Origin of the sequence: Nocardioides nitrophenolicus, from assembly GCF_016907515.1 — a bacterium.
GTDB lineage: Bacteria > Actinomycetota > Actinomycetes > Propionibacteriales > Nocardioidaceae > Nocardioides > Nocardioides nitrophenolicus.
Genome location: NZ_JAFBBY010000001.1, coordinates 410,287 through 424,038, shown reverse-complemented (window position 1 = coordinate 424,038; position 13,752 = coordinate 410,287). Strand labels below are relative to the sequence as shown.

Annotated in this window: 13 protein-coding genes; 9 read left to right on the top strand and 4 right to left on the bottom strand. The window is 73.3% G+C overall.

Annotated elements, in window-relative coordinates:
- Window positions 1–51: 51 nt before the first annotated feature.
- Genes rbfA through JOD66_RS02010 form a run of 6 tightly spaced genes read left to right on the top strand, consistent with a single transcriptional unit; the run spans window position 52 to window position 5,535 of the window.
- The gene (rbfA, locus tag JOD66_RS02035) at window positions 52–501 is read left to right on the top strand and encodes a 30S ribosome-binding factor RbfA (protein ID WP_204835282.1); all 450 of its coding nucleotides are present in this window, start codon (window positions 52–54) and stop codon (window positions 499–501) included.
- On the top strand, window positions 501–1,364 hold the full coding sequence (truB, locus tag JOD66_RS02030) for a tRNA pseudouridine(55) synthase TruB (protein WP_204835281.1): 864 nt from the start codon (window positions 501–503) through the stop codon (window positions 1,362–1,364). Before rbfA ends, truB begins: the two co-directional genes overlap by 1 nt.
- Window positions 1,365–1,389: 25 nt before the next feature.
- Window positions 1,390–2,349 carry a bifunctional riboflavin kinase/FAD synthetase gene (locus tag JOD66_RS02025; protein ID WP_204835280.1) on the top strand — a complete coding sequence of 320 codons (960 nt, stop codon included), beginning with the start codon at window positions 1,390–1,392 and terminating at the stop codon, window positions 2,347–2,349.
- Window positions 2,350–2,357: 8 nt separating this feature from the next.
- Window positions 2,358–3,365 (top strand): hypothetical protein, encoded by a 1,008-nt coding sequence (locus tag JOD66_RS02020; RefSeq protein ID WP_204835279.1) that lies wholly within the window; start codon window positions 2,358–2,360, stop codon window positions 3,363–3,365.
- Entirely contained in the window at window positions 3,362–4,321 is a 960-nt protein-coding gene (locus tag JOD66_RS02015; RefSeq protein WP_204835278.1) for a nucleoside hydrolase, read from the top strand. Before JOD66_RS02020 ends, JOD66_RS02015 begins: the two co-directional genes overlap by 4 nt.
- 32 nt (window positions 4,322–4,353) lie before the next feature.
- Window positions 4,354–5,535, top strand: a complete 1,182-nt coding sequence (locus JOD66_RS02010) for a molybdopterin-dependent oxidoreductase (protein ID WP_204835277.1) — start codon at window positions 4,354–4,356, stop codon at window positions 5,533–5,535.
- Between the two features lie 11 nt (window positions 5,536–5,546).
- Here JOD66_RS02010 and arfB read toward each other — a convergent pair whose 3' ends face one another.
- From arfB to JOD66_RS02000, 4 genes are read right to left on the bottom strand one after another with little or no spacing between them, the layout of a single operon-like run.
- Window positions 5,547–5,969 (bottom strand): alternative ribosome rescue aminoacyl-tRNA hydrolase ArfB, encoded by a 423-nt coding sequence (gene arfB, locus JOD66_RS28030; RefSeq protein ID WP_372442386.1) that lies wholly within the window; start codon window positions 5,967–5,969, stop codon window positions 5,547–5,549.
- The gene (locus JOD66_RS02005; RefSeq protein ID WP_307823243.1) at window positions 5,960–8,092 is read right to left on the bottom strand and encodes a molybdopterin-dependent oxidoreductase; all 2,133 of its coding nucleotides are present in this window, start codon (window positions 8,090–8,092) and stop codon (window positions 5,960–5,962) included. The genes arfB and JOD66_RS02005 overlap by 10 nt, the downstream gene beginning before the upstream one ends.
- A 24-nt stretch (window positions 8,093–8,116) precedes the next feature.
- Window positions 8,117–8,815, bottom strand: coding sequence for a hypothetical protein (locus JOD66_RS28025; RefSeq protein ID WP_239545030.1), 699 nt, complete (start codon window positions 8,813–8,815; stop codon window positions 8,117–8,119).
- Window positions 8,812–9,345, bottom strand: coding sequence for a SigE family RNA polymerase sigma factor (locus JOD66_RS02000; RefSeq protein WP_204835276.1), 534 nt, complete (start codon window positions 9,343–9,345; stop codon window positions 8,812–8,814). The genes JOD66_RS28025 and JOD66_RS02000 overlap by 4 nt, the downstream gene beginning before the upstream one ends.
- Window positions 9,346–9,537: 192 nt before the next feature.
- Here JOD66_RS02000 and rpsO point away from each other — a divergent pair, with 192 nt between their 5' ends.
- The 3 genes from rpsO (at window position 9,538) to JOD66_RS01985 (ending at window position 13,658) form a co-directional block, all read left to right on the top strand.
- Window positions 9,538–9,813 (top strand): 30S ribosomal protein S15, encoded by a 276-nt coding sequence (rpsO, locus tag JOD66_RS01995; RefSeq protein WP_036542197.1) that lies wholly within the window; start codon window positions 9,538–9,540, stop codon window positions 9,811–9,813.
- 246 nt (window positions 9,814–10,059) lie between these two features.
- Window positions 10,060–12,288, top strand: a complete 2,229-nt coding sequence (locus JOD66_RS01990; RefSeq protein ID WP_204835275.1) for a polyribonucleotide nucleotidyltransferase — start codon at window positions 10,060–10,062, stop codon at window positions 12,286–12,288.
- Window positions 12,285–13,658, top strand: a complete 1,374-nt coding sequence (locus JOD66_RS01985; RefSeq protein ID WP_204835274.1) for a M16 family metallopeptidase — start codon at window positions 12,285–12,287, stop codon at window positions 13,656–13,658. The genes JOD66_RS01990 and JOD66_RS01985 overlap by 4 nt, the downstream gene beginning before the upstream one ends.
- Window positions 13,659–13,752 lie beyond the last annotated feature (94 nt).

Here is a 13,752-nt window from a genome sequence, read left to right as displayed (position 1 = left end):
GACATCATTCGCCCGCACATTCGTGACGGGTCGGCGAGAGAAGGAACAGACATGGCCAGCCCGCGCGTACGCAAGATCGCCGACCGGATCCAGGTGATCGTCGCCGAGATGCTCGAGCGCCGGATCAAGGACCCGCGTCTCGGCTTCGTCACCGTGACCGAGGTGCGCCTGACGGGCGACGCCCAGAACGCCACGATCTACTACACCGTGCTCGGCGAGGACGCCGACCAGCAGGCGACCGCGGCGGCGCTCGAGTCCGCCAAGGGCGTGCTGCGCTCCGAGGTCGGCAAGCAGCTCGGCATGCGCCACGTCCCCTCGCTCGCCTTCGAGTTCGACGGCATCCCCGAGAGCGCCCGCCACCTCGACGAGGTGCTCGCCAAGGCCCGGGAGGCCGACGCCGCGGTCGCGGCCGCCCGCGAGGGCGCGCAGCCGGCCGGCGAGGCCGACCCCTACAAGAAGCCGCGCGAGGTCGTCGACGAAGAGGCCGAGGACCAGGACTGATGGCGAGCGTCCCGTCGGGCCTCGTCGTCGTCGACAAGCCCGCCGGCATCACCTCGCACGCCGTCGTCTCGCGGGTACGCCGGGCGGTCGGGACCCGCAAGGTCGGCCACGCCGGAACGCTGGACCCGATGGCGACCGGGGTGCTGGTGCTCGGCGTCGAGCGTGCCACCCGGCTGCTCGGCCACCTGATGCTCACCGAGAAGGCCTACGCCGCCACGGTGCGTCTCGGCGCCTCGACCACCACCGACGACGCCGAGGGTGAGCCGCTCGCCGCGACGCCGGCCGGTCACCTGGCGCCCGAGGCGGTCGCGGCCGCGTTCGCGACCCAGGTCGGCGAGATCCTCCAGGTGCCGACCGCGGTGAGCGCGATCAAGGTCGACGGCAAGCGCGCCTACCAGCGGGTGCGCGACGGCGAGGAGGTCGAGCTCAAGGCCCGGCCGGTGACCGTCCACGAGCTCACCGTCCACGACCAGCGGGTCGTGGGGGACTTCCTCGACGTCGACATCACCGTGCGCTGCTCCAGCGGCACCTACATCCGCGCCATCGCCCGCGACGTCGGCGGGGCGCTCGGCGTGGGCGGGCACCTCATCGCGCTGCGTCGCACCGCCGTGGGTCCGTTCACCCTCGACGGCGCGGTGACCGACCTCGAGCAGGTCACGGTCACGCCGCTCGCCGACGCGGCGCGCGCGAGCTTCCCGGCGCTCGACCTCGACGCCGGACAGGCCCAGGCGGTCCGCTACGGCCGCCCGCTGCCGCTCGGCATCGACACGCTGACGGGGGTCTTCGCGCCCGACGGCGAGTTCCTGGCGCTGTACCGCCCCGAGGGCGGCACGGCGCGCCCGGCGGCCGTCTTCGTCGGCTGACCCGCCATGTGGGAGAGTTGCCGCCGTGCGAGTGTGGCGTGACCTCTCCGACGTGCCGGCCGACCTCGGTCGCACGGTGGCGACGATCGGGAACTTCGACGGCATGCACCTCGGCCACCAGCACGTCGTACGACGGGCGCGCGAGGTGGCGGCCGAGGTGGGTGCCGCCACGGCGGTCGACGGCGTGGTGGCGGTCACCTTCGACCCGCACCCGATCGCGGTGCTGCGGCCCGAGCACGCCCCGCCGACGCTGACCACGATCGACCAGCGGCTCCGGCTGCTGGGCGAGGCGGGCGTGGACGACGTGCTCGTCATCCCGTTCTCCCGCGAGATCGCGTCCTGGACGCCGGAGGAGTTCATCGACCGGATCCTGGTCGGGACGCTGCACGTCAAGGCCGTGGTGGTGGGCGCCAACTTCCGCTTCGGCAACCGGGCGGCCGGTGACTGCAACCTGCTGCGCAGTGCCGGACTCGACCACGACTTCGTGCTCGAGGAGGTCAGCCTCGACGGCGGGCCCCAGGTGTGGTCCTCGACGTACGTGCGGACCTGTCTGGCGGCCGGCGACGTGACCGGCGCCGCCGAGGCGCTGGGCCGGGCGTTCACCGTCACCGGCGTGGTGGTCGAGGGCGACAAGCGTGGCCGCGAGCTCGGGTTCCCGACGGCGAACGTGCCGGTGCGCGCGGGTGCGGCGGCGCCGGCCGACGGGGTGTACGCCGGGCGGCTCACCGTGCTCGACGGACCCGACGCCGGCACGACCCATCCCGCCGCGATCAGCGTCGGCACCAATCCCACCTTCGCCGGAGAGCGTGAGCGCCGGGTGGAGTCCTACGTGCTCGACCGCACCGACCTCGACCTGTACGGCGACGAGGTCGAGGTCTCCTTCGTCGAGCGGCTGCGCGGCATGGTCCGCTTCGACTCCATCGACGACCTGCTGACCGCCATGGCCGCCGACGTCGACCGGGCCCGGACGATCCTCGCCGACTGAGCCCGGACATGGCCGACGTGCGCGACGACCTGGTGGCCGCCGAGCGGTGGTTCGTCGACCACGGTCTGCCGTACTTCGTCGACGACTACCGGGCCGCCGTCGCGCGCGGGCTGCGCCGGGCCCGGCTGGTCCCGGCCCTCGCCGTGGCCGTCGTCCTCGCCGCCGTCGCGGGGCTGGTCACGGGCGCCTGGCTGGGCGTGGCGTCCGCGCTCGGGGCGGCGCTGACGGCCTTCGGGGTGGTCGTCGCGGTGTACGCCGTGGCCGTGCTCCGCGCCTGGCTGATCGTGGGCTGGGCGATCCGGCGTACCTTCCGCTCGATGGGGCTGATGCTGCCTCTCGTCACGCGGGCGCTGCCGCTGCTGCTGCTGTTCATCACCTTCCTGTTCATCAACACCGAGGTGTGGCAGGTCGCGGCCAGCCTCGACGGCGGGGTGCTCTGGGTGACCGTGCTGCTGTTCGCGGCCATCGCCGTCGGCTTCCTGCTGACCCGGCTGCCGGAGGAGCTCGACAGCGTCGACGACGAGGTCGAGTCCGCACAGCTGATCGAGGCCTGCACCGGCACCCCGCTGGAGCCCGCCGCGCGGCGGATCGCCGCCCGGGTCGACCGGGTGGGTGCGGTGGACGCCGAGGTGAGCGGGCTGCAGAAGGCCAACCTGGTGCTGGTCCTGCTGGTCGCCCAGGCGGTGCAGGTGCTGCTGCTCGCGCTGGCGGTCTTCGCCTTCTTCATCGTCTTCGGCCTGGTCGCGATGGACCCCGAGGTGCTGGAGCTGTGGCTGGCCCACCCGGTGCACGCCCTGGACGGGCCGGTCGGGCAGCTCCTCGGCGACCGGCTCAGCCTCGAGCTGCTCCGGGTCTCGACCTTCCTGGCGGCGTTCAGCGGCCTCTACTTCACGGTGTACGCCGTGACCGACGAGCTCTACCGCCGGCAGTTCTTCTCGGTGGTGATCCGCGAGCTGGAGCGGGCGGTCAGCGCCCGGGTGGCCTACCGCTCGCTGCGCGACGAGGACCTGGTGTGAGCGCGCGGCTGCCCGTCGTACTGGACGGCGATCCCGGCACCGACGACGCCGTCGCGATCCTGCTCGCCGCGCTCCATCCGCGGCTGGAGCTGCTCGGGGTCACCACCGTGTGGGGCAACCACGACCTGCGCGACACGACCGACAACGCGCTGCGCGTGCTCGATCTCGTCGGCCGGGGCGACGTCGGCGTGCACCCGGGCCGCAACGAGCCGGTCCGGCCGCGCCGGGAGCCGCTCCCCAGCGGGCGCGACGACCTGCCGCCGAGCCTGGACCTGCCGGCGCCGGTGTCGGCGGCGAGCGAGGAGGCGGTGGAGTGGCTGGTCGCCACGCTGCGCGCCGCCACCGAGCCCGTGGCGCTGGTCGCGACCGGGCCGCTCACCAACCTGGCCGCGGCCCTGGCGGCCGACCGGTCGCTCACCGGCTCGGTCGGCCGGCTGGTGGTGCTGGGCGGGGCGCACCGGGCGGCCGGGGTGACGCCGTACGCCGAGCGCAATGTGTGGTGCGATCCCGAGGCTGCCGCCGACGTCCTGGCCGCCCCCTTCCGCGATCTGCTGCTGGTGACCATGGACGCCACCTTCTCCGCCCCGCTCACCGCCGCCGACGCGGCCCGGCTGCGCGCGCACGGGACGCCGGCCGCCGTCGCCGCGGCGGCCTTCGTCGAGGCGCGGATCGAGTGGTACCGCCGTGATCCCGCGCTGGCCGCCGCCGGGGCCGCGCCGCTGCACGACCCGCTGGCCGTCGCCGCGCTGGTCGAGCCGGACCTGCTCACCACGCTGCGGGCATCGGTCCGCGTCGAGCGCACGGATCCCACGACCTATGGCGCGACCCGCTTCGCCGCCGAGGTCGACGAGGCCCGCGGCCGGGTGGCGGTGGCGGTGCGCGCCGACCGGCGCCGCTATGTCGACCTGCTCTGCGCGACGCTCGGGGGAGCGGCACCCACCCAAAAAGGGCATTAAATACAGCAACTAACTCGTGTTAACGTCGGGCCATGACCCCGAACGCGATGCGCCGTCGTGCGGTGCTCGGCCTGCCCGCCGCCGGGCTGGCCGGCGCCACCCTCGCCCAGGTCGGCCCGCTGGCTCCCCGCGCGGGCGCCGGGGCGCCGGCGATCCTGAAGCCGCTGTCCGCCGAGGCGTTCGTCGACTACGGTACCAACGCCGAGATGCGATGGGACTCGGTCGACCCCCACCGGTACCTCACCGCGCAGTCCCGGCTGTTCGTGCGCAACCACACGCGCACGCCGCAGCTCGACGCGGCGAGCTACCGGCTGCGGGTGCACGGCGACGGCCTCGCCGACGCGGCGGGCGTCACGCTGAGCCTGGCCGAGCTGAAGCGCCGGTTCCGGACCGTCGAGGTGACCTCGGTGCACGAGTGCACCGGCAACGGCCGCAGCTTCTTCGACACCCAGCAGGGGACCAAGGCATCGGGCACCGCCTGGACCCTCGGCGCGGTCGGCACCCTCACCTGGCAGGGCGTGCGGTTGCGCGACGTGCTGCGTTGGGCCGGGCTGCGGGCCGACGCGGTGTCGGTGCAGGGCGTCGGCCTCGACGACGAGTACGTCGACAAGGGCGAGAACCTGGGCCGGGTCCGGCGACCCTTCCCGATCGCGAAGGCGCTCGACGACGCGCTGCTGGCGTGGGGCGCGAACGGCGAGCCGCTGCTGCCCGACCACGGCTACCCGCTGCGGCTGGTGCTGCCCGGCTGGGTGGGGATCGCGAGCATCAAGTGGCTGGGCGAGCTCGAGGTCTCCACCTCGCAGCTGAACTCGCCCTGGAACACCCGCTGGTACAACATCGGCGGCCCGCTGAGCACCAACCCGGTCCGTTCGGCCTGGGAGCTGCCCCGCGACGCGCTGCTGCCCGCCCGACGTACGGCGGTGCTGACCGGGCGGTCCTGGTCGGGTGCGGCCCCGATCGCGCGGGTCGAGGTGAGCACCGACGGCGGCGCGACCTGGTCGGCCGCCCGGCTGCGCCCCGCCCCCGGTCCGCGCACCGAGGGTCACGGCTGGACCCGCTGGACCCACACCTGGCACGCGCCCACCGCCGGTCGGCACGAGCTGCTCGCCCGCGCGACCGACCTGCACGGACGCACCCAGCCCGACGTCGCGGCGTTCAACCCCAACGGCTACTTCTTCGACGCCGTGGTGCGGCACCCGGTGACGGTCGGCTAGCTCGAGCCGGCTCAGTCCTCGACCCGGCCGCGCAGCTGCTTGGTCTCGCCGCGCCGGCGCTTCGCGTCGAGCCGGCGCTCCGTGGAGCCGCGGGTGGGCTTGGTGGCCCGCCGGGCCGGGGGCGGAGGAGCCAGCAGCTCCCGGACCCGGGCGGCGAGGCGCTCGCGGACGGCGACCCGGTTGCGGTGCTGGGAGCGGTGCTCGTGGGCGACGGCGACCACCGGCCCCGAGACGCGGGCGAGCAGCCGGGTGCGCTGGGCGCCGGTGAGCACGCTCGAGGAGGCGGGGTCCCAGACCAGCTCGACCCGGCTGTCGGTGGTGTTGACCGACTGCCCGCCGGGGCCGGGGGAGCGGGAGAAGCGCTCGACCAGCTCGGTGTCGGGGATGACCAGCCCGTCCGGGAGACCCGGGCCGGGCGGGACGCTCAGGTCCACGACGTGACGGTGACGGGTACGCCGGACAGCGCGGCGTTCCCGGAGACGTCGAGGCGCTCGGGGTCGGTGAGGTCGTTGATCGAGACCCCGGCGACTCCGGCCGCGACACCGAGCCGGGCACCGGGCCGGCCGTGGCCGTAGCCGTGGGGGAGCGAGACCACGCCGGGCATCACGTCCTCGGTCGCGCTCACCTCGACCCGCACCTCGCCGACCCGGGAGCGCACGCGCACCACGGCGCCGTCGGTGAGGCCGCGGGCGTCGAGGTCGGCCGGGTGCATGAGCAGCTGGTGGCGGGCCTTGCCGCGGGTCAGCCGGTCGGTGTTGTGCAGCCACGAGTTGCAGTCGCGCTGGTGCCGCCGGCCGATGAGCAGCAGCTCGCCGTCGCTCGGGAGCGGGCGCTCGCGCAGCCGGGCGACGTCCGCGGCCACCAGCGGGGGCAGCGCGTCGATCCGCCCGTCGCGGGTCCGCAGCCGGTCGGGCAGCTGCTCCGCGCGCAGCGGACCGAGGTCGACGCCCTCGGGGTGCCTGCGCAGCTCGGTCAGCGTGGTCTGCGAGCGTCCCGAGCGCAGCAGCATCCCGATCAGGAAGGTCGGGCTCATCCGCATCCGGGCCTCGGTCGCGATCCGCCGCCTCAGGGGCGGCTTGCGGTGGCGCCGGCGGGTGACGCGCAGGTAGAGGTCGCGGAAGATCTCCCAGTCGTGGCGCTGGTCGCGGCCCTTGGGGAACACCGCGGGGGTGAACCGGGAGGTGTTGCGCACCGCGAGCAGGTGGAACACCAGGTCGTAGTGGTCCCGCTCCAGCAGCGTCGTCGGGGGCAGCACCACGTCGGCGTGCCGGGTGGTCTCGTTGAGGTAGATGTCGATCGCGGCATAGAAGTCCAGGCCTTGGATCGCGCGGTCCAGGGCGGCGCCGTCGGGCGTCGAGAGGACCGGGTTGCCGGCGACCGTCAGCAGCGCTCGCACCTGGCCCTCGCCGGGCGTCTCGATCTCCTCGCGCAGCACCGCGACCGGCAGCTCGCCGCCGAACTCGGCCGCCTGCCGCACCCGCGAGCGGTACCTGTCGTGGTGGCCGCGACCGATCAGCCCGCGTCCGACCGCGTCGATCGCCGGGTTGGTGAACAGCACCCCGCCCTCGCGGTCCAGGTTCCCGGTGACCAGGTTGAGCAGCTGGACCGCCCACTGGCAGACCGTGCCGAACTCCTGGGTCGACACCCCGATCCGGCCGTACGCCGCCGCGCCGTCCGCGGCCGCGAAGTCCCGTGCGAGCCGGCGGATCACGTCGGCCGGCAGCCCGCTGACCCGCTCCGCCAGCTCGGGGCTGACGTCGGCGACCAGCTCCTCCACGGCGGCCAGGCCGTCGACGTACGCCGGCGGCTGGGTCAGGCCCTCGGCGAACAGCACGTGCAGCAGGGCCAGCAGCACCCAGGCGTCGGTGCCGGGCCGGACGAAGTGGTGCTCGTCGGCCACCTTCGCGGTCTCGGTGCGCCGCGGGTCGAGCACCACCATCCGGCCGCCGCGGGCCCGCAGCGCGCGCAGCCGCCCGGGGAAGTCCGGGACGGTCATCAGCGAGCCGTTGGAGGCCATCGGGTTGGCGCCGAGCACCAGGAAGTAGGAGGTGCGGTCGATGTCGGGCACGGGCAGCAGCAGCTGGTGGCCGTAGAGCAGGTACCCGAGCACCTGGTGGGGGAGCTGGTCGACCGACGTGGCGCTGAACTTGTTGCGGGTGCGGAAGGACTGGGCCAGGGCGACGCCGTGGGTCATCGCCCCGAGGCTGTGCACATTGGGGTTGCCGAGGTAGATCGCCAGCGCGTCCTCGCCGTGCTCGTTGACCGCGTCGGCCAGGCCGTCGGCGACCAGGTCGAGTGCCTCGTCCCAGCCGATCTCCTCCCAGCGGGCCTCGTCTCCCCGGCCGATGCGTCGGACGGGACGGCGCAGCCGGTCCGGATCGGCGTGCACGTCGCCGATCGCCACCCCCTTGGGGCAGATGTGGCCGCGGGAGAGCGGGTCGTCGGGATTGCCGCGCACGCCGGTCACCGCGCCGTCCTCGATGGTCAGCAGCAGGCCGCAGGTGGCCTCGCACAGGTTGCACACGCCCACCCGCTGGTCGACCCGTCGCGTCTCCACGCCGGCATCGTCGCACGCTCCGGGCTAGGAGGCGGGGAACCAGTCGCCCGTCGTGGCCAGGTCGACCAGCCGGTCGCGGGACAGCGGCGGCGCCCCGGAGCCGGTGGCGGTCAGGTCGATGACGAGGCCGTCGCGGCGGAAGTAGGTCACCCGCGCGAACCGGGTGCGCGGGTCGGGGACGAGCGCGTCCGGCTTCCCGGCCATCGAGATCGCCCAGCCGTCGTCGGTGACCGTGCATCGGGTGGGGCCGTCGTTGCCCCCTGCCAGCACCGGCTCGCACATCTCGGCGGCGTCGACGGCCGCGCCGTAGACCTCGGTCGAGTCGTAGGCCAGGGCGGCGACGATGCCGCGGTCGTAGCCGCGCTCGACCTCGACCCGCCCCGGGGTCTGCGTGCCGTGGCGGGTCGTGCTGCCGCCCTCGAGCACGACGGCCAGCCGCTGGTCGAGCTCCTCGGGGGTCGGCAGCCGCAGGGTGACCGGGGCGGTGGTGTCCGCGGCCGGTCCGGGATCGTCGGCGGCCGGGTCCGCGCCGCCGGCCACGGCCATCGTCGCCCCGAGAGCCGCGGCGAGCGCGAGCCCGCCGCCGGCGTACGCCGCCCGGCGGCGGTGGCTGCGCCGCCGGGCGGTGCGCAGGACCGAGCCCAGCAGCGCCTCGTCGGCGTGGACGTCGGCCATCGCGCTCCGGGCCAGGGTCGCGAACCGGTCCTCCGTGGTGGTGGTCATGACAGCTCCTTGTCGGGTCGGGCGGGAGTGGCCCCCGCGAGGTCGGGGTCGAGCAGGTGGCGCAGCCGGGCCAGCGCGCGGCTGCTGCGGCTGCGGACCGCCTGGCCGGTCAGGCCCAGGTCCGCGGCCACGCCGGCGACGTCCTGGTCGAGCAGGTAGCGCTGCACGACGACGGCCCGGTCCACCGGCGCCAGCTCGCGCAGCGCGGCGACCAGGGTCTGGCGCAGCGCGACGTCGGGCTCCTCGCTCACCGCCGGGCGCAGGTCGTCGTCGGGCAGCCCCGGTCGCTCCCCGGCGCTGCGCCGGCGGGTCGAGTCGACGTAGCGGCGCACCAGGACGGTGCGGGCGTACGCGACCGGGTTGTCGGCCCGGCGTACCCGCGACCAGCGGGTGAGCACCCGCACCAGCGTCTCCTGGAGCAGGTCCTCGGCCGCCGGCCGGCTGCCGGTCAGCAGCCAGGCCGCCCGCAGCAGCTCGCTCGAGCGAGCGCGCACGAACTCCTCGAACTCCGCCTGCTCCCCGGCCCTCATCCACGTCCTCCTGTGCTCGTCCGTCATCCTGCTCGACGGGCCGGCCGCGCCGGATGTGTCAGCCGTCAGCGATTCGGCCGGGTCCGGGCCGCGCTGTTAGCCTTGTGCGGTTGCCGTCAGAACGGCCGCGGACCAAGAGAGCTCCAGGATTTCAGGCTGGGGCGCCGCGCAACGAGCGAACAAGGAGTTCACATGGCAGTCGGTACCGACGCTGAGACCAAGAAGAAGATCATCGCCGAGTACGCCACGACCGAGGGTGACACCGGTTCGCCCGAGGTGCAGATCGCGCTGCTCTCGCACCGCATCAGCCACCTGACCGAGCACCTCAAGCAGCACAAGCACGACCACCACAGCCGTCGTGGCCTGCTCCTGCTCGTCGGTCAGCGCCGTCGGCTCCTCAACTACCTGAAGAAGACCGAGATCGAGCGCTACCGCTCCATTGTCGAGCGCCTCGGCCTCCGCCGCTGATTTCCGCCGCTCGGCGGAGCGTCTCCGGCGTTGCGGGCCCTCGACGGCCCGCTCCGCTTGAAGGCCGCCTTCGGGCCCGCGCCTTGGAGCCGCACGCGCCGAGCGACGGAAATACCCAAGAACGGGTGACCCCCTCCGGGGTCGCCCGTTCCGCATTTCCCGCACCGGTCGATATGGTGGCTGGTGACATTCACGTCCATTCCCGCGGGGCAACGCGTCCCGCACCGTACGAAACAAGAGAAAACATTGACTGAGCCCGTGATCTCCGAGGTCGAGACCGTTCTCGACAACGGCAAGTTCGGCACCCGCACCATCAAGTTCGAGACGGGCGTCCTCGCCCGCCAGGCCGCCGGTTCGGTGAGCGCCTACCTCGACGGCGACACCATGCTGCTGTCGGCCACCACCGCCGGCAAGCACCCGAAGGACCACTTCGACTTCTTCCCGCTGACCATCGACGTCGAGGAGCGGATGTACGCCGCGGGCCGCATCCCCGGCTCGTTCTTCCGCTCAGAGGGCCGCCCGGGCGAGGACGCGATCCTGGCCTGCCGCCTCATCGACCGTCCGCTGCGCCCGACCTTCAAGAAGGGCCTGCGCAACGAGGTCCAGGTCGTCATCACCGTGATGGCGCTCAACCCCGACACCCCCTACGACGTGCTCGCGATCAACGCCGCGTCGCTGTCGACCCAGCTCTCCGGCCTGCCGTTCAGCGGCCCGGTCGGCGCCACCCGCGTCGCCCTCATCGAGGGTCAGTGGGTCGCCTTCCCGACCCACAGCCAGCTGGAGAAGGCCGTGTTCGACATGGTCGTCGCCGGCCGGGTCACCGAGACCGGCGACGTCGCGATCATGATGGTCGAGGCCGAGGCCACCGAGGAGACCATCGAGCTGGTCCGCGGCGGCGCCCAGGCGCCGACCGAGGAGGTCGTGGCCGGTGGTCTCGAGGCCGCCAAGCCCTTCATCAAGCAGCTGGTCGAGGCTCAGGTCGAGCTCGCCAACGTGGCCGCCAAGCCGGTCCAGGAGTTCCCGATCTTCCTCGACTACGAGGACGACGTCTACGCCGCCGTCGAGGCCGCCGCGAAGGCCGACCTGGTCGCCGCGATGACCATCGGCGACAAGCAGGAGCGCGAGGCCCGCACCGACGAGCTCAAGGCCGCCCTGCTCGAGAAGCTCGCCGGCCAGTTCGAGGGCCGCGAGAAGGAGATCGGCGCGGCCTTCCGCTCGGTCAACAAGCAGGTCGTGCGCGAGCGCGTGCTGCGCGACAAGGTCCGCATCGACGGCCGTGGCCTCGCCGACATCCGTCCGCTGCACGCCGAGGTCGACGTGATCCCGCGCGTCCACGGCTCCGCGCTGTTCGAGCGTGGCGAGACCCAGATCCTGGGCGTCACCACCCTCGACATGCTCAAGATGGAGCAGCAGATCGACACGCTGTCGCCCGAGAGCCACCGGCGCTACATGCACAAGTACATCTTCCCGCCGTTCTCCACCGGCGAGACCGGCCGCGTCGGCTCGCCGAAGCGGCGCGAGGTCGGCCACGGCGCGCTCGCGCGTCGCGCGCTGCTGCCGGTGCTGCCGAGCCGCGAGGAGTTCCCCTACGCCATCCGCCAGCTCTCCGAGGCCATGGGCTCCAACGGCTCCACCTCGATGGGCTCGGTCTGCGCCTCGACCCTGTCGCTGCTGCAGGCCGGTGTGCCGCTGAAGGCGCCCGTCGCCGGCATCGCCATGGGCCTCATCTCGGGCGAGATCGACGGCAAGACCGAGTACGTCGCGCTGACCGACATCCTCGGCGCCGAGGACGCCTTCGGCGACATGGACTTCAAGGTCGCCGGCACCAAGGAGTTCGTCACCGCGCTCCAGCTCGACACCAAGCTCGACGGCATCCCGGCCGAGGTCCTCGCCGCGGCGCTGACCCAGGCCCGCGACGCCCGGCTGACCATCCTCGAGGTGATGGGCGAGGCGATCGACGCTCCCGAGGAGATGTCGGTCCACGCCCCGCGGATCATCACCGTCAAGGTGCCCGTCGACAAGATCGGCGAGGTCATCGGGCCCAAGGGCAAGGTCATCAACCAGCTGCAGGACGACACCGGCGCCTCGATCTCCATCGAGGACGACGGCACGGTCTACATCGGTGCGACCAACGGCGAGGCGGCCGAGGCGGCCCGGGCCGCGATCAACGCGATCGCGAACCCGACCATGCCCGAGGTCGGCGAGCGCTACCTCGGCACCGTCGTCAAGACGACCAACTTCGGTGCGTTCATCGCGCTCATGCCCGGCAAGGACGGCCTGCTCCACATCAGCAAGCTGCGTGGCCTCGCCGGCGGCAAGCGCGTCGAGAACGTCGAGGACGTCGTCGCCGTGGGCCAGAAGCTGCAGGTCGAGATCGCCGAGATCGACGACCGCGGCAAGCTGTCGCTCATCCCGGTGGTCGAGGAGTCGGACGCCCCCGAGGCGGCCGAGGGCGAGGAGTCTGACTCCGAGTGAGCACCCGCAGCTCCACGACGGCCGGCCAGCGCTCTGCTGGCCGGCCGTCGGCCGTCTCCCGCGCCGGAGCGTCCACGCGGACCCTCGAGACGGTGCGCGACCAGTCCGGGCAGGTGACCTCGCTGGTCCGGCGTACCCAGCTCCCGTCGGGGCTGCGGATCGTCACCGAGCAGATGACCGGCGCCCGCTCCGCGTCCGTCGGCGTCTGGGTCGGCGTCGGCTCGCGCGACGAGACGGCCACGACCCACGGTGCCTCGCACTTCCTCGAGCACCTGCTCTTCAAGGGCACCACCGAGCGCTCCGCGCTCGACATCTCCATCGAGCTCGACGCGGTGGGTGGTGAGTTCAACGCGTTCACCGCGAAGGAGTACACCTGCTTCCACGCGCGGGTGCTCTCCGACGACCTGCCACTGGCCGTCGACGTCCTCGGCGACATGATCACCGGCTCGGTGATCGCCACCCACGACGTCGACGCCGAGCGCGACGTGATCCTCGACGAGATCGCGATGCACGACGACGACCCCGACGACGTCGTCCAGAACCTGCTCGCCGAGCTCGCCTGGGGCGCCGACTCGCCCCTCGGCCGCCCGATCGCCGGCACCACCGGCTCGATCGAGGCGATGACGCCGGCGCAGATCAAGCGCTTCTACCGGCGCCACTACTCGCCGGCCAACACCGTCGTCTCGGTCGCCGGCGCGCTCGACCACGCGGCCGTCGTACGCACGGTCAAGAAGGCCTTCGGCCGCCACGGCTGGCTCGACGCGCCGGCCGCCCCCACGGCTCCGCGCACGACCACCGCCCGGCGCCGCCCGAAGGTCGTCGCCGGCGACGGCCGGGTCGACCGGCCGTTCGAGCAGGTCAACCTGGTGCTCGGCCGTGAGGGCCTGACCCGCGACGACGAGCGCCGCTACGCGCTCGGCGTGCTCAACACCGCCCTCGGGGGCGGCACGTCCAGCCGGCTGTTCCAGGAGGTCCGCGAGGTCCGCGGGCTGGCCTACTCCGTCTACTCCTTCGCCAGCCACTACGCCGACTCCGGCATCGTCGGGGTCGCCGTCGGCTGCCTGCCCGACCGTACCGACGAGGTGCTGGCCGTGGTCCGCGAGCAGCTGCGGCTGATCGCGGAGGAGGGGATCACCGACGACGAGCTGGTCCGCGGCAAGGGTCAGCTGGTCGGCGGGATGATCCTCGGTCTCGAGGACTCCGGCTCCCGGATGATGCGCCTGGGCAAGAACGAGCTGGTCAACGGCGAGGTGCTCGGCATCGACGAGGTGATCGCCCGGATCGAGGCGGTCACGCTCGAGCAGGTGCGCGAGGTCGCCGCCGAGGTCTTCGGCCGGCCCGAGCTGCTCGCGCTGGTCGGGCCGGCGTAGCGGGGGCCTGGGGCTGGGGGAGCAGGATTCACCACGGGATGTAGGTGAATGCCCGCATCCCGTGCGGAGTTCCACTACAGATGTGCGGGCTCGC

What these genes read in the sequence shown, in the direction of transcription:
- rbfA (WP_204835282.1), top strand. Translation starts at nt 52, where the DNA reads ATGGCCAGCCCGCGCGTACGCAAGATCGCCGACCGGATCCAGGTGATC.
- truB (WP_204835281.1), top strand. Translation starts at nt 501, where the DNA reads ATGGCGAGCGTCCCGTCGGGCCTCGTCGTCGTCGACAAGCCCGCCGGC.
- JOD66_RS02020 (WP_204835279.1), top strand. Translation starts at nt 2,358, where the DNA reads ATGGCCGACGTGCGCGACGACCTGGTGGCCGCCGAGCGGTGGTTCGTC.
- JOD66_RS02010 (WP_204835277.1), top strand. Translation starts at nt 4,354, where the DNA reads ATGACCCCGAACGCGATGCGCCGTCGTGCGGTGCTCGGCCTGCCCGCC.
- JOD66_RS28025 (WP_239545030.1), bottom strand. Translation starts at nt 8,815, where the DNA reads ATGACCACCACCACGGAGGACCGGTTCGCGACCCTGGCCCGGAGCGCG.
- JOD66_RS02000 (WP_204835276.1), bottom strand. Translation starts at nt 9,345, where the DNA reads ATGAGGGCCGGGGAGCAGGCGGAGTTCGAGGAGTTCGTGCGCGCTCGC.
- rpsO (WP_036542197.1), top strand. Translation starts at nt 9,538, where the DNA reads ATGGCAGTCGGTACCGACGCTGAGACCAAGAAGAAGATCATCGCCGAG.